At 62.5% G+C, this 19583-nt stretch carries 16 protein-coding genes; 9 read left to right on the top strand and 7 right to left on the bottom strand.

Features of this window, described 5'->3' with window-relative positions:
- Nucleotides 1–316: 316 nt before the first annotated feature.
- A complete protein-coding gene (locus CSV86_RS05625) occupies nt 317–835 on the top strand; it encodes a cysteine hydrolase family protein (protein ID WP_009405687.1) in 519 nt (172 codons plus the stop codon).
- A 112-nt stretch (nt 836–947) separates the two neighbouring features.
- Here CSV86_RS05625 and lysA read toward each other — a convergent pair whose 3' ends face one another.
- Nucleotides 948–2165, bottom strand: coding sequence for a diaminopimelate decarboxylase (gene lysA / locus CSV86_RS05620; protein ID WP_009405689.1), 1218 nt, complete (start codon nt 2163–2165; stop codon nt 948–950).
- Nucleotides 2166–2292: 127 nt separating this feature from the next.
- Between lysA and CSV86_RS05615 the strand changes: the two genes are divergently transcribed.
- The 4 genes from CSV86_RS05615 to CSV86_RS05600 all read left to right on the top strand — a co-directional run bounded on the left by CSV86_RS05615 (nt 2293) and on the right by CSV86_RS05600 (nt 6960).
- Nucleotides 2293–3207 carry a LysR family transcriptional regulator gene (locus tag CSV86_RS05615; protein WP_009405691.1) on the top strand — a complete coding sequence of 305 codons (915 nt, stop codon included), beginning with the start codon at nt 2293–2295 and terminating at the stop codon, nt 3205–3207.
- Between the two features lie 497 nt (nt 3208–3704).
- Complete coding sequence (locus CSV86_RS05610; protein WP_009405693.1) at nt 3705–4031, top strand: DUF485 domain-containing protein; 327 nt, start codon at nt 3705–3707, stop codon at nt 4029–4031.
- A complete protein-coding gene (locus tag CSV86_RS05605; protein WP_009405695.1) occupies nt 4028–5686 on the top strand; it encodes a cation acetate symporter in 1659 nt (552 codons plus the stop codon). The genes CSV86_RS05610 and CSV86_RS05605 overlap by 4 nt, the downstream gene beginning before the upstream one ends.
- A gap of 29 nt (nt 5687–5715) precedes the next feature.
- Complete coding sequence (locus CSV86_RS05600; RefSeq protein ID WP_009405697.1) at nt 5716–6960, top strand: OprD family porin; 1245 nt, start codon at nt 5716–5718, stop codon at nt 6958–6960.
- Between the two features lie 92 nt (nt 6961–7052).
- Here CSV86_RS05600 and CSV86_RS05595 read toward each other — a convergent pair whose 3' ends face one another.
- The gene (locus CSV86_RS05595) at nt 7053–9632 is read right to left on the bottom strand and encodes a sensor domain-containing protein (RefSeq protein WP_009405698.1); all 2580 of its coding nucleotides are present in this window, start codon (nt 9630–9632) and stop codon (nt 7053–7055) included.
- Between the two features lie 251 nt (nt 9633–9883).
- Between CSV86_RS05595 and CSV86_RS05590 the strand changes: the two genes are divergently transcribed.
- Nucleotides 9884–11473 (top strand): sensor domain-containing diguanylate cyclase, encoded by a 1590-nt coding sequence (locus CSV86_RS05590; protein ID WP_037062030.1) that lies wholly within the window; start codon nt 9884–9886, stop codon nt 11471–11473.
- Nucleotides 11474–11573: 100 nt separating this feature from the next.
- Here CSV86_RS05590 and CSV86_RS05585 read toward each other — a convergent pair whose 3' ends face one another.
- From CSV86_RS05585 to CSV86_RS05575, 3 genes are all read right to left on the bottom strand, one after another.
- Nucleotides 11574–12530, bottom strand: a complete 957-nt coding sequence (locus CSV86_RS05585) for a DMT family transporter (protein ID WP_009405702.1) — start codon at nt 12528–12530, stop codon at nt 11574–11576.
- A 130-nt stretch (nt 12531–12660) separates the two neighbouring features.
- A complete protein-coding gene (locus CSV86_RS05580) occupies nt 12661–13938 on the bottom strand; it encodes an ISL3 family transposase (RefSeq protein ID WP_000610830.1) in 1278 nt (425 codons plus the stop codon).
- 12 nt (nt 13939–13950) lie between these two features.
- Entirely contained in the window at nt 13951–14955 is a 1005-nt protein-coding gene (locus CSV86_RS05575; protein ID WP_040363373.1) for a permease, read from the bottom strand.
- Between the two features lie 141 nt (nt 14956–15096).
- On the opposite strand from CSV86_RS05575, the gene CSV86_RS05570 reads away from it, so the two are divergent.
- Entirely contained in the window at nt 15097–15411 is a 315-nt protein-coding gene (locus tag CSV86_RS05570; protein ID WP_000349485.1) for an ArsR/SmtB family transcription factor, read from the top strand.
- Nucleotides 15412–15564: 153 nt separating this feature from the next.
- Here CSV86_RS05570 and CSV86_RS05565 read toward each other — a convergent pair whose 3' ends face one another.
- Nucleotides 15565–16350 (bottom strand): diguanylate cyclase, encoded by a 786-nt coding sequence (locus tag CSV86_RS05565; RefSeq protein WP_240160452.1) that lies wholly within the window; start codon nt 16348–16350, stop codon nt 15565–15567.
- 215 nt (nt 16351–16565) lie between these two features.
- Nucleotides 16566–17279: a hypothetical protein gene (locus tag CSV86_RS31730; RefSeq protein ID WP_240160388.1), complete on the bottom strand. Its 714-nt coding sequence runs from the start codon at nt 17277–17279 to the stop codon at nt 16566–16568.
- 239 nt (nt 17280–17518) lie between these two features.
- Here CSV86_RS31730 and dusA point away from each other — a divergent pair, with 239 nt between their 5' ends.
- The gene (gene dusA / locus CSV86_RS05560) at nt 17519–18529 is read left to right on the top strand and encodes a tRNA dihydrouridine(20/20a) synthase DusA (RefSeq protein WP_009405705.1); all 1011 of its coding nucleotides are present in this window, start codon (nt 17519–17521) and stop codon (nt 18527–18529) included.
- A 119-nt stretch (nt 18530–18648) separates the two neighbouring features.
- Nucleotides 18649–19575, top strand: coding sequence for a transaldolase (gene tal / locus CSV86_RS05555; protein WP_009405706.1), 927 nt, complete (start codon nt 18649–18651; stop codon nt 19573–19575).
- Nucleotides 19576–19583: the final 8 nt, after the last annotated feature.

The raw sequence follows: 19583 nt of genomic DNA, 5'->3' as shown, positions 1-19583 counted from the left end.
CTACACGCCAGGCCTGCATCGGCGACTCGCCGAAACGCGCAGGCCCAGTCTATGGCTGGTCGGTTTTTCCCACACCTGACAGAAATATCAGGTCGATCTCGACGCCTTTGTTGCCGTCACCTTGTGGTCAGGCTACTGTCCATCCCATGAACCGTTTCCACAGCACCTCGACCACTACCACTACCACCGCCAACGGCGGGGTATGCGGGTGTTCCTGAGCTGCTGACAGCCACACCCGAAAGGCCCCGCCAGCGATGGACGGGGCCTTTTTCGTTGGGGCGCCGGCGTCGCTGGCCTATCACAAGGAGCGATACCCATGGATGCACTCTTGATTCTCGATCTGCAGGTTGGCCTGGTACATGGCCCGGATAAACCGTGGCGCGGCGAAGCCATGCTCGAGGCGGTGAATACCCTGCTGGACAAAGCCCATGCCGCTGGCGCGCCAGTGTTTCTGGCCCGGCATATGGGGCCTGAAGGCTCGCCGTTGGCACCGGACAGCGCACTTACGCAATTGATCCCCGACCTGCGCCTGGATGGCAGCGAGCAGGTATTCGAAAAACGCCGGCCCAATGCCTTTGTCGGCACAGGGTTGGTAGAAATGCTCAGGGAATGTGGCGCCACGGGCGTGGTGATTGCCGGGATGAAGACGCAGTACTGCGTGGACAGCACCTGCCGTGCGGCGGGAGACCTGGGGTTCCCGGCAGTGCTGGTGGCGGATGGGCATAGCTGTTCGGATACGCCGGGGTTGAGCGCCGAGGCGATCGTGGCGCATCACAACGGGACGTTGGCGGGGGCGTTTTGTCGGGTGGTGAACGCTCAGGAAATCGAGTTCTGATCTGACCTTGCAGTGCTGCTCATGGCCTCATCGCTGGCAAGCCAGCTCCCACAATCCCTGTGGGAGCTGGCTTGCCAGCGATGAGGCCATCATTAGCAATGAAGATCCGGAATTACAAACCCTGCTCCAGCGCCAGCAGATCAGCCAGCGGCTGCGCCCGGCGAATCAGCTTCACCTCGGCGCCATCCAGCATCACCTCGGCCAGCAGCGGCCGGCTGTTGTAGTTGGACGACATCGACGCGCCATAGGCCCCGGTGTCATGCATCACCAGCAGATCACCCACCTGCGGCTGCGGCAGCAGGCGCGGGACCAGGCCCTGGTCGTCCTGGGTGAAGACATCGCCGGATTCGCACAGCGGCCCACCCACCACGCACTCCACTTCGGGACGGCCCGCGGCGTCCAGCACGCTCATATGGTGGTACGCGCCATACATGGCCGGACGCATCAGGTCGTTGAAACCGGCATCCACCAGCACGAACTGGCGGCTGCCCGCCCGCTTCACCGCCCGCACCTCGGTCACCAGGCGACCCGACTCGGCCACCAGGAAACGCCCCGGTTCGATCTCCATGCGCACCGGATGAGCAAGGAACGCCTCGATCTCTTCCCGCGCCTGCTGCCAGGTGCTGGCGTAGCGCTGCACATCCACGGCCACATCGCCGTCGCGGTACGGCGTGGACAGGCCACCACCGATGGAGAACGCCTCGATATCGTGGTCCAGCGACTTGATGGTGGCGACCATCGCCCCGCCGACCTGGGCCAGGTGGCCGTAGTCCACGCCAGAGCCGATGTGCATGTGGATACCGACGAGGTGCAGGCCGTATTGACGGATCACCGCCAGGGCGTCGCCCACTTCGTCATGCCAGATACCGTGCTTGCTGTTTTCGCCGCCAGTGTTGGTCTTGCGGCTGTGGCCATAGCCAAAGCCCGGGTTGATGCGCAGCCAGACGCGGTGGCCCGGCGAGCGCTCGCCCAACTGGCGGAGCATGTCGATGGAGCCGCAGTTGACCTCGACCTTGAGCTCGACGACACGGGCCAGGGTCGGCTGGTCCAGCAGGTCGCAGGTCAGGACCACGCCCGCCGGGTCGCCTTCCGGGGTGTAGCCGGCCAACACTGCACGCTCCAGCTCACCGAGGGACACCGCATCGACGCGCACGCCATGCTCGCGCATCAGGCGCAGGATATGCAGGTTGGAGCAGGCCTTCTGAGCGAAGCGGACCACATCGAAGCAGTCCAGGCGCGCGATGCGCTCGCGGATCACGGCGGCGTCGTAGGTCCAGAACGGCGTGGGGAATTGCTGGGCGGCGGCGGCCAGGGCGGATGGCGTGGTCATTGCGGGAAACATCCTGCGGAATGGAAAGATCGCCATGATGCCGAACGGCATCCATTCAGAAAAATATCTATTCTTTGTCGGATCATTCAGTTCTGATATGCACCTCTTTTCGAACAGACCCGCCGCCATGTCCCTTTCCGTCCGTCATATCGAAGTCTTCCGCGCCATCATGCTGGCCGGCAGTGTTACCGGAGCTGCGCGCCTGCTGTTTACCTCGCAGCCGACCGTTAGCCGAGAGCTGGCGCGGCTGGAGAACCTCAGCGGCCTGAAGCTGTTCGATCGCCAGGGCGGGCGCCTGCTGCCTACCGCCCAGGCGCTGATGCTGCTGGAGGAAGTGGAACGCTCCTATGTCGGACTGGAGCGGATCAACAGCATCGTGGAGTCGATGCGTCGCTTCGAGCACGGACAACTGGACCTGACCTGCCTGCCGCTATTTTCCCAGACCCTGCTGCCCCGGGTGTGCAAGCAGTTCCAGCGCGAACATGCCGGCGTCGGGCTGTGCATCAGCGCCCAGGAGTCACCACTGCTGGAGGAATCCCTCAGCGCCCAGCGCCATGACCTTGGGTTGACCGAGGGTGAGCAGGTGCCGCGTGGAACCCGGGGTGAATTGCTGTTCAGCGCCGATATGCTCTGCGTGCTGCCCGACGGCCATGGGTTGCTGGAACGCGAGCGCCTGGCAGTGACGGATTTCCAGGGCGTGGCCTTTATCAACCTGGCCGGGCGGGATATCTATCGTCAGCAACTGGACGAGCAATTCCGCCAGGCCGGGGTCGAGCGGCATACGGTGATCGAGACGACCAATGCCGCGTCGGTGTGCGCCATGGTGCGTGAAGGGCTGGGGGTGGCGATCATCAATCCGCTGAGCGCGCTGCGCGAGGCCGGGCGAGGCTTGCAGGTGCGGCGGCTGGAGGTATCGATTCCGTATCGGGTGATGCTGGTGCGGCCGGAGTTTCGGGCGTCTTCGGGGTTCGTGGAAGCGTTTTGCGGGGCGTTGCGGGAAGAAGCTGGAATCGTGATGGCGCGGTTGGCGGAGGTTGGCTGAGGGCCGTGTTGGCCTCATCGCTGGCAAGCCAGCTCCCACAAGGTTCGGCAGCGCCGCGGACACTGTGGGAGCTGGCTTGCCAGCGATAGGGCCATCAGCAGCAACCGACCATCTGGTAACTAATCCATTAAGCAGCCTCACCTTGGCTAAAAACCCCAATAAAATCCAAATTAAATATAGTGTAAATACTATATATAGCAGGTATTACTTCCATATAAACTCAAGACTGTTATATAACTCCCCGGAGCCTCCCCTCGACAGGGAAGCAGCAACCATCAAGAGCTAACAATCAGCCGCCGGGTGCCTCACATGTCGATTCCTCATTCCATCGCCAGCCGTCCTCCCTCCCTCTTCCGAACACCTATCCCCGGCGCCTAGACGCGCCAGCCGCATTTCATCCGCGAATCCGGTGACGGGCCCTGCCCGCCGCCACGACCACCTGCACGCCGAAAAAAGTGCCGGACCACAACCATAAGAAAAACCAAGGAGCACCACCCATGAGCAGCACCGATCTGTCCCATGCCCAACGCTGCGCGCGGATTCGCGCCAATCCGAAATTCCAGCGCCTGGTGCGCGAGCGCTCGCGCCTGTCCTGGTCCCTCAGCGCCGCCGTACTGGGCGCCTACTACCTGTTCATGGCGGTGGTGGCCTTCCAGCCGCATTGGCTGCATGCACCCTTGGCCGAGGGCCGCCAACTGACCCTCGGCATTCCGCTGGCGGCAGCGCTGATCGTGCTGTCCTGGCTGCTCACCGGCTGGTACGTGCGCAGCGCCAATACCCGCTTCGACGCCATGAGCAGCCAACTGCTGGAGGAACTGAAATGAGCCGCTACCTGCTCTGCCTCGGCGCCCTCCTCTTGGCCCCGGCGCTCGCCCTCGCCGCGCCGATGGGCGCGGAAAAACAGCCAGTCAACCTGCATGCCATCGGCATGTTCTTCGTCTTCGTCCTGGGTACCCTGGCGATCACCTGGTGGGCCGCCCGGCAAACCCGGTCGACCTCGGACTTCTACACCGCCGGCGGCGGTATCAGCGGTTTCCAGAACGGCCTGGCGATTGCCGGTGACTATATGTCCGCCGCCACGCTGCTGGGCCTGTCCAGCCTGGTCTTCGCCAAGGGTTACGACGGCTTCATCTACACCGTGGCGTTCTTCGTCGGCTGGCCGATCATCACCTTCCTGATGGCCGAGCGCTTGCGCAACCTCGGGCGTTTCACCTTCGCCGACATCGTCTCCTACCGCCTCGACCAGACCCGCATCCGCACCTTCGCCGCCTTCGGCTCGTTGACCGTGGTGTGCTGCTACCTGGTGGTGCAGATGGTCGGTGCGGGGCAATTGATCAAGCTGCTGTTCGGCCTCGACTACCGCACGGCAGTGATGGTGGTGGGCGTGCTGATGCTGGTCTACGTGATCTTCGGCGGGATGATCGCCACCACCTGGGTGCAGATCATCAAGGCCGTGCTGCTGCTTGTCGGCGGCACCACCCTGGCACTGCTGGCGATGGCCGAATTCGGCTTCAGCTTCGAAACCCTGGCTGCCCGCGCGGTCCAGGCCCATGCCACGGGCTGGAACATCATGGGCCCCGGCTCGATGCTGGCTGATCCGATCAATGCCGCCTCGCTGTCCCTCGGCCTGGTATTCGGCATCGCCGGGCTGCCGCATATCCTGATGCGCTTCTTCACCGTGCCCAACGCCAAGGAAGCGCGCAAATCGGTGTTCTACGCGACCGGTTTCATCGGTTTCTTCTTCCTGGTGGTGATGGTCCTCGGCTATGCGGCCATCGTCATCGTCGGCACCGACCCGCAGTTCTTCGTCGGTGGCGATGTGAAGGCGGCGCTGATCGGCGGCGGCAACATGGTCGCCATGCACCTGGCCAAGGCGGTGGGCGGCAACCTGTTCCTCGGTTTCCTCTCGGCAGTGGCCTTCGCCACCATCCTGGCGGTGGTCTCCGGACTGGCCCTGGCCGGGGCCTCGGCGATTTCCCATGACCTGTACGCCACGGTGCTGAAGAAAGGCCGCGCGACCGAGCAACAGGAAATGCGCGTGACCCGCTTCGCCACCGTAGGCCTTGGCCTGGTCGCGATCTGCCTGGGCCTGCTGTTCGAGAACCAGAACATCGCCTTCCTTGTCGGCCTGACCTTCGGCATCGCCGCCTCGACCAACTTCCCCGTGCTGATCATGGCCATGTACTGGAAAGGCCTGACCACCCGCGGCGCCCTGGCCGGTGGCTTTACCGGGCTGGTCAGCGCGCTGGTGCTGGTGATCCTGTCGCCGGCAGTGTGGGTCGCCGTGCTGGGCAACGCCCAGGCCATCTACCCCTACGACCATCCGGCGCTGTTCTCCATGCCGCTGGCGTTCCTGGTCACCGTGGTCGTCTCGCTGCTCGACAACAGCGCTCGCGCGGCCCGTGAACGCGAGGCCTTCGACGACCAGTTCGTCCGCGCCCAGACCGGCCTCGGTGCCGCTGCCGCGTCCAGTCACTGATTCCATAACAACAACAAGAGATCCCAAGCATGTACCGCACCCTTACCCCGCTGGCCCTCGCCCTCCTCTGCTGCCAGGCCCAGGCCGCCTTTGTCGACGACAGCAAGGCCAGCCTGGAAATGCGCAACTTCTATTTCAATCGCGACTTTCGCCAGGATGGCGCCGCCCAGTCGAAGATCGACGAATGGGCCCAGGGCTTCCTGCTGCGCTACGAATCCGGCTTTACCGAGGGCACCCTGGGTTTCGGCGTCGATGCCATCGGCCTGCTCGGCCTCAAGCTCGACTCCAGCCCGGACCGCGCCGGCAGCGGCCTGCTGCAACGTGACCGCGAAGCGCCCAGGCGTGCCCAGGACAGCTATGGCGACCTCGGCCTGACCGCCAAGGTTCGCGCGTCCAACAGCGTGCTCAAACTCGGTACGTTGATTCCCAAGTTGCCGGTACTGATGCCCAACGATTCGCGCCTGCTGCCACAGGTTTTCGAAGGTGGGCAGCTCACGGTTCAGGAAATCAGCAACCTGAGCCTCGACCTCGGCCAGTTGCGCCAGGTCAACCAGCGCGACTCCCAGGACTACGAGGACATCAGCCTCACCACCGGAGCGGCGAAGGGCATCGTTACCCGCTCCAATGCCAGCGACCGCTTCAACTTCGGCCACCTCAACTACAAGTGGACCGACAGCCTGAGCACCAGCTACAGCTACGGCGAACTCGAGCACCTGTATCGCCAGCACATGCTCGGCCTCGGCCACACCTGGGCGCTGGGCGGCGGGCAGACGTTGAAGAGCGACCTGCGCTTTGCCCGCTCGCTGGATGACGGCGCCAGCAATGTCGACAACAAGGCCCTGGGCGCGATGTTCACCTACGGCATCGGCGGCCATGCCTTCGGCCTGGGTTACCAGCGCATGAGCGGCGATACCGGCTTCGCCTACATCAATGGCGCCGACGCATACCTGGTGAACTTCGTGCAGATCGGCGACTTCGCCAACAAGGACGAACGTTCGTGGCAGGCGCGCTATGACTTCAATTTCGCCAGCGTCGGGCTTCCCGGGCTGACCTTCATGACCCGCTACCTGAGTGGCGACGCTATCGACCTCGGTGCAGGACGACCGGACGGAAAGGAATGGGAGCGGGATACGGATATCGGCTATGTGATCCAGAGCGGACCGCTGAAGAACCTTGGGGTGAAATGGAGGAATGCGACGGTGCGCTCCAGCCACTTCGGCAATGATCTGGACGAGAACCGCTTGATCGTGAGTTACACCTTGGCGCTCTGGTGATCTTCAGGGCCTCATCGCTGGCAAGCCAGCTCCCACAGGTCCTTGTGGGAGCTGGCTTGCCAGCGATGAGGCCCTGAAAGTCACCCCAGAACTTAAGCCTCCCCCATCACCACCACCCGCTCCTCCAGCCACCGGGCCAGCGCATCAGGCGCCAGCGGTGGCGAGAACAGATAGCCCTGCGCAACCGGGTAACCCTGCTTCTCCAGCCAGACACTCTGCGATTCGGTCTCGATGCCCTCCGCCACCACCGTCAGGTGCAGGCTGCGGCCGATGCCGAGGATCGCGTTGCTCAAGGCCCGGGCCGCTTCATCGGTTTCGATGTCGGCGACGAAACTGCGATCGAGCTTGAGTTCCGACACCGGCAGGCGCCGCAGGTAGCTCAGGCTGGAATACCCGGTGCCGAAGTCATCCATCGACAGGCGCACCCCTTGGGCATGTACCTCGTCGATGGTCTTCATGGTGCTCGGGTTGGTGTCCAGCAGGATGTTCTCGGTCAGTTCCAGGGTCAGGTCCGCCGGGGCCAGGTCATGGCTGCGCAAGGTATCGGCGATCATGCGTGGCAGGTCGAGGTTATGGAAACTGGTCGGCGACAGGTTTACCGCCACCGCCGGCACCGCCAGGCCCCGGGCACGCCATTCGGACAACTGCCGGCACGCCTCGCGCAATGCCCAGCGTCCCAGGTCGGCGACCAGTCCGCATTCCTCTGCCAGCGGAATGAAACGCGCCGGGGAGATCTCGCCCAGTTGCGGATGGGTCCAGCGCGCCAAGGCTTCCACGCCGTACAGACGGCCAGTGGCCATTTCCACTTGCGGCTGGTAATGCAGGCGCAACTGGTCTTTCTGCAAGGCCTCGCGCAGGGCGTTTTCCAGGGCCAGGCGCTCCTGGGCGAGCTTGTTCAGCTCGCTGCTGAAGAAGCTGAAGCAGCCGCGACCACTGCTCTTGGCCTGGTACATGGCCATGTCGGCGCGGTGCAGCAGGGTTTCGACATCGCAGCCATCGGCGGGATACATGGCCACGCCGACGCTGGCGGAAATTGCCAGGTGGGTCTGGGCGATGGTCAGCGGTTCGCTGAGCAGCAGCTGGATGCGCTCCACCGCATCGGCGGCATGGTCGCCGTCGCATTGCGGCAGGATCACCACGAATTCATCGCCCGATAGCCGCCCGGCGATATCGGAGGCACGCAGCTCGCTGCGCATCCGCTTCGCCACCTGGCGCAGCAGTTCGTCGCCGGCCGGATGGCCAAGGGAGTCGTTGACCTGCTTGAAGCGATCGAGGTCGATGAACAGCACCGCGACCTGCTCGTTATTGCGGTCCGCGCTGGCGATCGCCTGGTCGGCCTTGGCCTGCAGCAGGCTGCGGTTGGGCAATCCGGTGAGGGCGTCGTAATAGGCCAGCTGGCGGATCCGCTGGCGCGAGTTCTCACGCTCCAGGGCCAGGGAACACAGGTGCGCACAGGCGTCCACGAGGCGCTGGTGGAACAACGCCGAAGCGACGTTGCGCGGTTCACGGAAATAGAAGGCGAAGGTGCCGATGGCCGCGCCCTGGCTGTTGCGGATCGGCGTCGACCAGCAACTGCGAAAGCCCAGCTGGCTGGCCAGGTCCTGGTAGTCGGCCCACAGCGGATCGCTGTGGATGTCATCGACCAGTACCGCTTCGTTGCGCCACGCCGACGTCCCGCAGGACCCGACCGTCGGGCCGATGCGCACGCCATTGAGCTGGCGGCTGTATTCCCCCGGAAGGCTCGGCGCAGCCAGCGAATGCAACTGCCCCTCGTCGTCGACCCGCAGGATCGAGGCCGCCAGCTCCGGGGCGATGCGCTCCACTTCCAGGCAGATCAGCTCCAGCACTTCGGTCAACGGCTGTTCCCGGGCCATGGCTTCGAGCACCCGGTGTTGCAGGGCCTCGTGCATCTTGGCCTGGGTGATATCGGTGAACAGGGTCACGGTGTGCTGCAGATGGCCGCCTGCATCGAACACCGGGTTGCTCACGACCTTGGCCCAGTAGCGTTGCCCGTGCTTGCCGACGACGATCTCTTCGCGCTGCATGGACCCGGCGGCGTACAGCTCGGCGTAGTACTCGGCGATGCTTTGCTCGTCCTTTTCCGGCACCAGCAGGGCCATGGGGCTGCGCCCTTTGATCTCCTCGGCCTGCCAGCCGAACATGCGCCCGAAGCCGGCGTTGGTGTAGGCGATGCGGCGCTGGCTGTCGCTGATCATCACCGCCGTATCGCTGGCGTCGGCCACCAGCGACAACATGCGCAGGCGCTCTTGCTGCATGCGCTCCAGGGCCAGGCGCGGGGTGATATCGGTGGCGATCTTGAGGATCTGGGTCAGTTCGCCCTGGCCGTCGAACACCGGGGTGTAGGTCGCTTCGAGCCAGCAACTGCGGCCGTCGCTGCGGATCCGCTCGACAATCCCGGAACTGCCGCCGCCATCGCGCAGGCGTGGCCAGAAATCTGCATAGTCGGCGCTCTGCACCTGCTTGGCCGAGCAGAACGTGCGGTGGTGGCGACCGGTGACCTGTTCCAGCGTGTAGCCCATTAGCATCAGGAAGTTATCGTTGGCCCGCAGCAAGGTGCCGTCCGGGGTGAACTCGGCGATTGCCATCACCCGGTCCAGGGCGGCCAGTTGAGCCAGCGACAATTCGATGGAACGGTTGTCCTGAGGCGTCATCTTCTACTCAATGGATTCCGGCGCCGGGCGACCGGGGTGGTAGGGGAAGCCGGTGCCAGGTGATAGCCGGGGATCAACGGGTCTCGCCTCCATGGCACACGTATTGATAGCTCCATGATATTACTGCCGCCAGTCGCGGGTCCATCACCGTGACCGACAGCCCATCGCCTTACCCGCGTTGTGGCTATCGAGGGAAAGTCGCTTTACCCTTGGCGCACCCATTCCAGGTGATCAGAAGCAAGGGGGCTTCGGTGCCGTTCAAGACGTTCTTCCGCTGGGACCTGCGCAGCCTCATTCTGCTGCTGACGCTGCTCACGGCGCTGGTCACCCTGCTCAACAGCTTTCATGCCAGCTATCGCGTGCAATATCAGTTGCTGATCGATAACGCCCTGGAGGCCAACCTGGCCTACGCGTCGAAGCTGGCCTCCAGTACCGAAACCTACCTGCAAGCCTCGCAGCAGCAACTGGCCTACGCGGCCAATCTGCTGGCCCGGGATTTCGACGATATCGCCTTTCTCGATGCCGAAGCGGCGCGCCTGCGGCTGCAGACCAACACGTTCAACTCGGTGATCGTCACCAATGCCCAGGGCGTGGTGCTGTCCACCTCCCCCGACACCCTGCAGATCGTCGGGCGCAAGCTGCAGTCCGAAGGCGCGGCCGCCGCGCTGCGCGAGCGCAAGCCGCTGATCTCCAGCCCCTACATTTCCTCGACCAATAACCTGATCATCTTCGTTTCCCACCCGGTGTTCGATCGCGGCGGCAACTACCTGGGCCTGGTGGGCGGAAGCATCTACCTCAAGCACAAGAGCATCCTCAACGAACTGCTTGGCGAGCATTACTACAAGAACGGTTCCTACCTCTATGTGGTCGATGCCAACCGGCGCCTGCTGTACCACCCGGACGCCGACCGGGTCGGCACCATCGTCGGCGCCAACAGCCTGATCGACAGCTTCGCCTATCGCCAGAGCGGGACCCAGCGAGTGATCAACAGCAAAGGCCAGGACATGCTGGCCGGCTTCGCCACGGTGCCCTCGGCGCACTGGGGCATCGTCGCGCAGCGCTCCACCGAGGCGACGCTGGAGGGCCTCAACGACCTGCTGTTGAGTATGTTCGCCAAGACCGTGCCGCTGGCCATCGTCAGTTTCATCCTGATCTGGTGGTTCTCGCGGATCATCGCCCAGCCGCTCAAGCAACTGGCCGCCGGCGCGCATCGCCTCAGCGAGCCGGAAACCAGTGCGCATATCCAGGGGGTGCGCTCCTGGTATTTCGAATCCTCGGAGCTCAAGCGTGCCTTGCTGATCGGGCTGAACCTGCTGCATGAGCGCCTGGGCAAACTCAACCACGATATCCAGACCGACCCGCTGACCGGCCTGCGCAACCGCCGCGGCCTGGACCTGGCGGTAACCTTGTGGCAGGCGGAAAAACGCCCGTTCGCCGTGGTGGCGATCGATATCGATCACTTCAAGCAGGTCAACGACCGCTTCGGGCATGCCGTGGGCGATGAAGTGCTGCAGGCACTGGCCGAGCTGATGCGCGGCTGCTCGCGGGACAACGACGTGGTGTGCCGCTCGGGAGGCGAGGAATTCTTCATGCTGCTGCCGGGGGCCACGCCGGAAGCCGCGGCGCGGGTGGCCGAGCGGTTGCGCAGCGTGGTGGAGGAAACGACGTTCGAAACCATCAGGCACATGACCGTATCCATGGGCGTGGCGGCCTGGCCGTTGCACTCGGAGAACGCGGCCAGGGTGTTCGAGGTGGCGGATGAGCAGTTGTATCGGGCCAAGCAGGGGGGCCGGAACCGGATTTGCGTGGCGTTGGCAGATGGGGTCAAATCTTCGGCTTGATGGTGGTCTCAAGGGCCTCATCGCTGGCAAGCCAGCTCCCACAGGGTCACTGTGGGAGCTGGCTTGCCAGCGATGAGGCCATCAGCAGCACCAGAAAACCTCAGGCAGCCACATCCTTCCCAACCACCACCGCCTCCACCTTGGGTTTCCCGGGCTTCAACCGCGAAACCCCGAACAACACCAGGCCCATCCCCACAATCTGGTACAGCGAAATCTCCTCGCTCAACACCGCCCACGAGGCGAACACCGTCAGCACCGGCCCGAGATTGCCTATGGCCGCGGTCTGCGTCGCGCCCATGCGCTGGATCGCCAAGGATACCCAGTAGATCGGCAATACCGTGGAGAACACCGCCATCATCAAGGCGTTGAACCACACCGCTGCGGGCAGTTGCCCGAGCAGGGAGAAGTCTGCGGTCAGCGCATAATGCCCCAGGACCATCAATGAGGATGCCGTCCCTGCCAGCCCGGCCAGGCGCATCGAACTCATGCTTTTGAGCATCATCCCGGTGCCGGAGTAGTACAGCGCGTAGGTCACGGCACTGGCGAACACCCACAACGAACCGATGATCACCTGGTTGCCGCCCCCCGACATACTGACGTCATGCACAAAGGCGATGCCCAGCCCGAAGTAGCACAGCCCCATCGCCACCAGCACCCGCAACGTCGGTTTCTCGCGAAGGGCCACGGCCTGGAAGATCAGCACCAGGGTCGGGTAGAGGAAGAGAATCAGCCGTTCCAGCCCGGCGCTGATGTATTGCAGGCCGTAGAAATCGAACAGGCTGGCCAGGTAATAACCGAACAACCCCAGCAACATCACCCGCCCCACGCTACCCCAGGTCAGCGGCGCATTGACGTGGTGGCGGCTGGACCACACCAGCCAGAGGAACAGCGGCAGGGAAAGGGCCATGCGCAAGGCCAGCAGCGTGATCGCGTCCACCGTGCCGGCGGCGTAGGCGAGCTTGACGAAGATCGCCTTGAGGCTGAAGCCCAGTGCAGCCATCACTGCGAACAGGCTGCCATTGTCGAGGTAATGCTGAATACGCAAAAAAGAAGCCATTGGGAAAGCTCTGCGCCAAAAAAAGGTGACGGGCTATTCTGACGAAACCTCGCTATAGGAGGTTGTTTTTTGGGGTATACGGATTTAATGGTTGATGGGGCACCTTTACCCCACCAACCTGATACCATTATCAGATGGTTGATAGATCGACTCCGTAGTTGAGTTCCTCTGCGAAGTCCGGCAGTCCGTAACCGATGGTTTTCTTGTAGAAAGGAGAGACCTTCGCAGTCGGTGCCTTCTTCTTGTGCTTCGTGGTGTAGAGCATTCGTGCCCGCATCACCTCGAAGGAGTAACCGCGCCCTTCACGGTTCTTGTCCTTGGCCAGTCGGTTGATGGACTCCGTGTAAGCGTTGGTGACGGGCATGTCCGTCTCGAAGTAGGTCATGGTCTCTTCGCGCCAGTTTCCCACTGCCCTGACCAGATCGCTCCAGACTTCCTTTTGGCCCTTCGGGATGGTGGCTATCCACTCGTCCAGGGCGGCTTCTGCCTGGAGCCGTGTGGTGGCGTCCCAGATGCCGTAGAAGCGCTCCTTGTGCTCGTAGGCGGCCAGCAGTTGCGGGAACGCGCCTGTCCAGGTCTCCATGATGAGGCGCTCCCGGTCTGAGACTTCGTGAGCGCGTTTCAGCAGGATTTTCCGGTCTCCCTTGAGAGTCCGGCTCTGGGACGGTTTCAGCTCCTTTCTGAGGCCCTTGCGCACTCTCTCTAGGGCATCGTTGGCCATGCGCACCACATGGAACTTATCGACCACGATACGGGCCTGGGGCAGCACAGCCTTGACCGCTGCCCGGTAGGGGTTCCACATGTCCATGCTGACGATCTCGACCTTCTGCCGGTCTTTCAGCTTCATCAGGTAGTTGGTCACCACGTCCTGGCGGCGGGTGGCCAGCAGGTCGAGCAGGGTTCGCTCCTCAATGTTGGTCAGAATGCAGCGGTAGCGCTTGTTCAGGTATAGCTCGTCAATGCCCAGGATGCGGGGCGTCTCGAAGCGGTGCCAGCGCCCCAGGAACTCGGCGCGGGCGTTGAAGATGTCGCGCACCGTCTTCTCGTCCAGGCCGGTCTGTGCCGCCACAAAGGTGTAGGGGTGGTTGAAGGATTCCTTCTCCACGTACTCATGCAGCCGCAGTGTCATACGGAATCCGTCCACCATCTCCGGTAGCTGGGGCCTGAATGTTGTCTTGCAGGCCCGGCAGGTGTATCGGCGGCGGACCACCCAGAGAGTGACCCGCTTGCCGTGGATGGGCAGATCACGATAGGGAACGTCACGCTTGCCGAACCGCACGAACTCACCCTGCACGCCGCACCCCTCGCAGGCTACTGGTGTAGGTGCTTCAAGCCGAAAATGTATGTCTTCATTCTGCTCATCAGAATCCACCAACTGGTACCCAGGAAGGCTTAACGAATTAATCATCTCCCGCCTTGATCAGAAAAACAGGTAGGTGGCGTAACCGGCAATCATCGCCATAGCAAAAATGACTGCTAAAAACGCCGCTAAAAGCTTCAGCGTGAACAAAGAGCGCAACAGAATGAGCTCAGTCAGGCTGGCTCCGGCACTGCCGATGATCAACGCTAGCACCGTCCCGGCACCCACGCCTTTGGCCATCAGAGCCGCTGCCAGAGGTATGACGGCTTCAGCGCGAATATACAACGGCACGCCGATGACAGCGGCAACTGGAATGGCAAAGGGATTATCTGGGCCTGCATACTGCTCCAATAAGTCAGTGGGCATGAAACCATAGATCACGCTGCCAATCGCAATACCGATGAGCAGGTAAGGCAACACATCGATAAAGTCCGACCAAGCTTCCCGCCACACACCACTGTACTTCCCTTCTTTCTTAACCGTGACAGTGGGTTGACTGTCACAGCATTCGCTAGACGTAGAGACTGTTGTCTTCCTATCAGCCCCGCAAGAAGCCGTCTTCGGAGTGGTGTCGCAGCTGTTGGTGCCGCAACTCGATGCGGTCGATGTAGCACTGCACGGGCTTGCTGATGAACTACATCCACTGCTCTCTTGTGTCGCCGTCCGGCGCACATAACGCTCGAAGCCAAGCGTGTGAAGCAGCCATCCGGCACCTACCGCGACCACCAAAGCGGCGAGCACATAGATAGCAGTAAGTGTCCATCCAAACGTGGCAACCAGCAGGCCGACGACGATAGGATTCAGCAACGGAGATGAGAAAAGAAACACCATCATCGGCCCAAAACCGGCCCGTGCCCGAATCAACCCTTTCAACATGGGGATAGTCGAGCAACTACAGAAGGGCGTTATAGCTCCTAAACCAGCAGCAAGAAAATAGCCTCGCTTCCCACTGGAAGTCAGTAACGCTTCCACCTTGGATGGTGGGATGTGACGTTGAAGAACTCCGACCAGCAAGCTAATGCCAATGAATAAAACCGATAGCTCGATAGCGAGAAAGGCGAACATGCCTAGAGCGTCTTGGAGTTGAGATGACATTCAATATTACTCCTATATTTCTAGTATTGTCGAAATGATGTACGCAGCCTACTTGCGTTTATCCGACCTGTCAACTATAATTCTAGAAACATCGAATTATTGGGGCGTGCTATGGATCACGAAAAGGTTGCAGCCAGCTTAGCTGAGCTAGGGAATAGTCACCGACTGTCCGTGTTCCGCTTTCTGGTCAAAGCTGGCCATGATGGGGCTTCGGTCGGAGATATCCAGAAGGGGCTGGGTATTCCTGCTTCGACGCTATCACATCACCTTGCGCGCATGGCCAAGGTAGGGCTGATCCGGCAGGAGAAACATAGCCGCACGATTGTCTGTATACCCGAGTATGGGCACCTAGAGAATTTGATCGGTTTCTTACAAGAGGAATGTTGTGCAGGTGTCCGGATTGCGCATGAACCAGAACCGCTTTGACGCTTGCCCAGCTCTCGCTGTCCTCCCTAGTCAGCATCGCTATGAAGACTCAGGCGAAGGTGGAAACAGAAAATTGGCAGTAGAGTAGGCTGAAGAGGATCAATCAGATAATCCGCTGAGAAAGATTTTCTTCTTTACATCTTTGGCATTTTATCAACCAGAAATTCCGGATACCCTTTTTTTGTACAGGGTGTCGTCCTGCACTACACGGTTGCGGCCATTCTGCTTCGCTGCGTACAACCTCCGGTCCGCCCGAGCCACCAGTTCTTCCAGCGAATGGCAATCGTCCAGCAGCCACTCGGCGACGCCAATCGAAATGGTCAAGCGCACTTCCGGCGAAGGCGCTGTACTGAGCATGGTCTGCGGATTGGGCAGGCACACCGACTGCGCCACCGCCGCGCGCAAGGTCTCGGCCATGACACTGGCCTGTTCGATGGCGACGCCGGGCATCAGCACGCAGAATTCCTCGCCACCGTAGCGGGCCATCAGGTCCTGCGGGCGTACCAGCGCCGAACAGAGGGTCGCCAGGTGCTTGAGCACTTCGTCGCCGGTGGAATGGCCCCAGTTGTCGTTGATCAACTTGAATCTGTCGATGTCGAGCATCAGCAGGGCCATCGGCTGCTGGCGTTTGAGGCGTCGGGCCAGGCCGTCGAAGTCGGTTTGCAGGCGCCGGCGGTTGGCCAGGCGGGTCAGCGGATCGACCAGGCCGAGGTCGCGCAGGCGTTCGTTGACGGCGATCTGGCCGAGAAGCAGGCGATCGACGATCAGCAGGGTAATCACCAGCAGCGCGCCAAGCGATACCCAGAGGCAGACGAAAAGCGTGCTGAACTGGGAAATCACCGCCCAGCGCAAATCGGCCGATGGGATATGCGCCAACAACAGTGCCCGGGTGCCCTCCAGTTCGCGGTACAACACCGGCCCCCGGCCATAATCGACCATCCCCGCGCCGCGCAGGTCGGTGTCAGCATTGGCAGCCTCGCCAAACAAAGCGGTGAGGTCCTGCCGGGCATCGAAATTGCGCTCGCTGGAGGCGATCAGCGCACCGGAATCATCCAGCAAGACATGGTGTTCGCCCTTGGGTGTGGTGCGAGACAGGTAGTCCTGCACCCGCTGCTGAGGCGCATCGAGTATCACCGCGCCGCGCGGCAGGCCGTTTACCAGCAAAGGCGTACCGAGCAGCAGCCGCGGCCCCTTGTCGATGAAATGCCCGGGAGCCGTGCTGAAACGAACGTCGAACTCACCGGAGGGCGTCTGCGGCGTCCTGTACAACGGCGAGTCGGCGAACTGGCGCAGCAGCGGCTCCACCAGGCGATCATCGAGCGGCGGATAGGCCACCAGTACGCCGGAGCTGGCCACGTAGACCAATGATCCAGCTGGTTTCCGCCCTGGTACAGCACCGCCAGCATGCGGCTCATCTGCCTCGCCAGACGCAAATCCTCGGCTAATTGCCCTGGGCTGCGGGTCAACCCTGCGATGGCCTGCAGTCGCGCGTCGCCAAGGATTCGCACGGGCGCATCCCCAGGCAGCATATCGATGCCGACCACGGCGTTGGTCGTCAGGTCCGGCAGCGGTTGCGACGGCAAGTCCCGGGAAGCAAGCAAGGTACGCTCGGCCGTCGAACGCAGGAACTGCATCTGCTTGCGGTCGGTGGCCAGTGCGGTCTCCATCATGATTGCCTGCAGATGCAGGTTGTATCGGCGATGATCAAGCTCCCGGGCCTCGACCAACCAGTATTGCCGACAGGCGAGGACGAAGGTGATCAGGAACAGCGCCGCGAAGCACAGCAGCACCGTGCGCCGCGGATTGCCCCGGGCACGGGCCTGGAGAAGATGCAAGATGGCGATGAAACCGGATTTTCTCCGCTCCATGAGGGCTCCGGGTTGGGACTGGGGAGCGGTGAGTATAGGTCGGTCTCAAGGCACGCCTACTTGTGCGGTTACTTGTGCGGTTACTTGTGCGGTCGCCTGGAAACGCTAAGTCACGCTGGAGGCAGGCTTGCAGGCGAACCTGACCGCATCTGGTAAACTGCACGCCTTTCCTCGATCACAGCACCTTCGCCCACCAGCCGAAGTTACCCTGACGAGCCCCCATACCACGTAGTCGAAAAATGCTCCCAGAATCCACCGCCACACCGCACACCGAGCCCGCCGTCCTGTCCCGCCGCTTCAGCGTTGCGCCGATGATGGACTGGACCGATCGCCGCTGCCGGTTCTTCCTGCGCCTGCTCTCGCGCCATGCGCTGCTCTACACCGAGATGGTCACCACCGGTGCGCTGCTTCATGGCGATAGCGCGCGCTTCCTCGGGCATGACGCCGCGGAGTACCCGCTGGCCCTGCAACTGGGCGGCAGCGTGCCGGCGGACCTGGCGGCCTGTGCGAAGCTGGCCGAGGTAGCCGGCTACAACGAGGTGAACCTGAACGTCGGCTGCCCCAGCGACCGGGTGCAGAACAACATGATCGGCGCCTGCCTGATGGGCCATCCGGCGCTGGTGGCCGACTGCGTGAAGGCGATGATCGATGCCGTGCAGATCCCGGTGACGGTCAAGCACCGCATCGGCATCAATGGCCGTGACAGCTATGCCGAGCTGTGCGATTTCGTTGGCCAGGTGCGCGATGCCGGTTGCCGCAGCTTTACCGTGCATGCGCGGATCGCCATCCTCGAAGGCCTGTCGCCCAAGGAAAACCGTGAGATCCCGCCCCTGCGCTACGACATCGCGGCGCAGTTGAAGAAGGACTTCCCGGACCTGGAAATCATCCTCAACGGCGGCATCAAGACGCTCGAGGAATGCCACGAGCACCTGAAGACCTTCGACGGCGTGATGCTGGGCCGCGAGGCGTATCACAACCCCTACCTGCTGGCCCAGGTGGACCAGCAACTGTTCGGCAGCAGCGCCCCGGTCATCACTCGCGCAGAGGCGCTGGAGCAGCTCAAGCCGTACATCGCCGCGCATCTGGCGGCCGGCGGAGCGATGCACCACGTCACCCGCCATGTGCTCGGCCTGGCCCAGGGTTTCAAGGGCGCCCGGCGCTTCCGCCAACTGCTTTCGGTGGATGTGCACAAGACCGACGATCCACTTGGATTGCTTGATCAAGCCGCAGAGCTGCTAAAGGGCCACTAGGAACCCACGGGCGCGTCCGCACTCGAAGACTTACCTTCCCGAAACCCCGCCGGCCCGGCCCTTGAGCCGCTGGCGGCGCTCGGGTAATGTCGTCGCACCGCACAGGACAGAGCACGCTCATGACTTCCAAGCTGGAACAACTCAAGCAGTTCACCACGGTCGTCGCCGATACCGGCGATATCGACGCGATCAGCCGTCTCAAGCCGGTCGATGCCACCACCAACCCTTCCCTGCTGCTCAAGGCCGCCGCCATGCCCGGCTACGCCGACCTGCTCGACCAGGCGATCCGCGGCAGCAAGGGCAATGTCGACCTGGCCTGCGACGCCTTCGCGGTGGCGGTGGGCAGCGGCATCCTGAAAGCGATTCCAGGCCGCATTTCCACTGAAGTGGATGCGCGCCTGTCCTTCGACCAGCCCGCCCTGCTGGGCAAGGCTCGCAAGCTGATCGAACTGTACGACCAGGCTGGCGTCGGTCGCGACCGCGTGCTGATCAAGCTGGCCTCGACCTGGGAAGGTATCCGCGCTGCCGAAGTACTGGAGAAGGAAGGCATCCAGACCAACCTGACCCTGCTGTTCTCCTTCGCCCAGGCTGCCGCCTGCGCCGATGCCGGGGTGTTCCTGATCTCGCCGTTCGTAGGACGGATCTACGACTGGTACAAGAAGTCCACCGGCAAGGAGTATGTCGGTGCGGAAGATCCCGGCGTGCAGTCGGTGACCCGCATCTACAACTACTACAAGGCCAATGGCTACGACACCGTGGTCATGGGCGCCAGCTTCCGCAACATCGGCCAGATCGAGCAACTGGCCGGCTGCGACCGCCTGACCATCAGCCCCGAGCTGCTGCAACAGCTGAGCGACGACCAGGGCAACCTGGAGCGCAGATTGGCGCCGGGTGCCGCCGGCGAACCCCGCCAGGCGCTGAACGAAAGCCAGTTCCGCTGGGCGTTCAACGAAGATGCCATGGCCACCGAGAAACTCGCCGAAGGCATTCGCCAGTTCGCCCGTGACCAGGAAAAACTCGAAGCCCTGCTCTCTGCAAAAGCTTGATACAAATA

Source organism: Pseudomonas bharatica CSV86 (assembly GCF_000319305.2).
Classification (GTDB): Bacteria; Pseudomonadota; Gammaproteobacteria; order Pseudomonadales; family Pseudomonadaceae; genus Aquipseudomonas; species Aquipseudomonas bharatica.
The sequence above is the reverse complement of the archived record's forward strand: the minus strand, read 5'-3'. Positions and strand labels throughout refer to the sequence as shown.

Coding starts and splice junctions, on each gene's coding strand:
- CSV86_RS05625 (WP_009405687.1), top strand. CDS start 317: ATGGATGCACTCTTGATTCTCGATCTGCAGGTTGGCCTGGTACATGGC.
- lysA (WP_009405689.1), bottom strand. CDS start 2,165: ATGACCACGCCATCCGCCCTGGCCGCCGCCGCCCAGCAATTCCCCACG.
- CSV86_RS05615 (WP_009405691.1), top strand. CDS start 2,293: ATGTCCCTTTCCGTCCGTCATATCGAAGTCTTCCGCGCCATCATGCTG.
- CSV86_RS05610 (WP_009405693.1), top strand. CDS start 3,705: ATGAGCAGCACCGATCTGTCCCATGCCCAACGCTGCGCGCGGATTCGC.
- CSV86_RS05605 (WP_009405695.1), top strand. CDS start 4,028: ATGAGCCGCTACCTGCTCTGCCTCGGCGCCCTCCTCTTGGCCCCGGCG.
- CSV86_RS05600 (WP_009405697.1), top strand. CDS start 5,716: ATGTACCGCACCCTTACCCCGCTGGCCCTCGCCCTCCTCTGCTGCCAG.
- CSV86_RS05595 (WP_009405698.1), bottom strand. CDS start 9,632: ATGACGCCTCAGGACAACCGTTCCATCGAATTGTCGCTGGCTCAACTG.
- CSV86_RS05585 (WP_009405702.1), bottom strand. CDS start 12,530: ATGGCTTCTTTTTTGCGTATTCAGCATTACCTCGACAATGGCAGCCTG.
- CSV86_RS05580 (WP_000610830.1), bottom strand. CDS start 13,938: ATGATTAATTCGTTAAGCCTTCCTGGGTACCAGTTGGTGGATTCTGAT.
- CSV86_RS05575 (WP_040363373.1), bottom strand. CDS start 14,955: ATGTTCGCCTTTCTCGCTATCGAGCTATCGGTTTTATTCATTGGCATT.
- CSV86_RS05570 (WP_000349485.1), top strand. CDS start 15,097: ATGGATCACGAAAAGGTTGCAGCCAGCTTAGCTGAGCTAGGGAATAGT.
- CSV86_RS05565 (WP_240160452.1), bottom strand. CDS start 16,350: ATGGTCGATTATGGCCGGGGGCCGGTGTTGTACCGCGAACTGGAGGGC.
- CSV86_RS31730 (WP_240160388.1), bottom strand. CDS start 17,279: ATGGAGCGGAGAAAATCCGGTTTCATCGCCATCTTGCATCTTCTCCAG.
- dusA (WP_009405705.1), top strand. CDS start 17,519: ATGCTCCCAGAATCCACCGCCACACCGCACACCGAGCCCGCCGTCCTG.
- tal (WP_009405706.1), top strand. CDS start 18,649: ATGACTTCCAAGCTGGAACAACTCAAGCAGTTCACCACGGTCGTCGCC.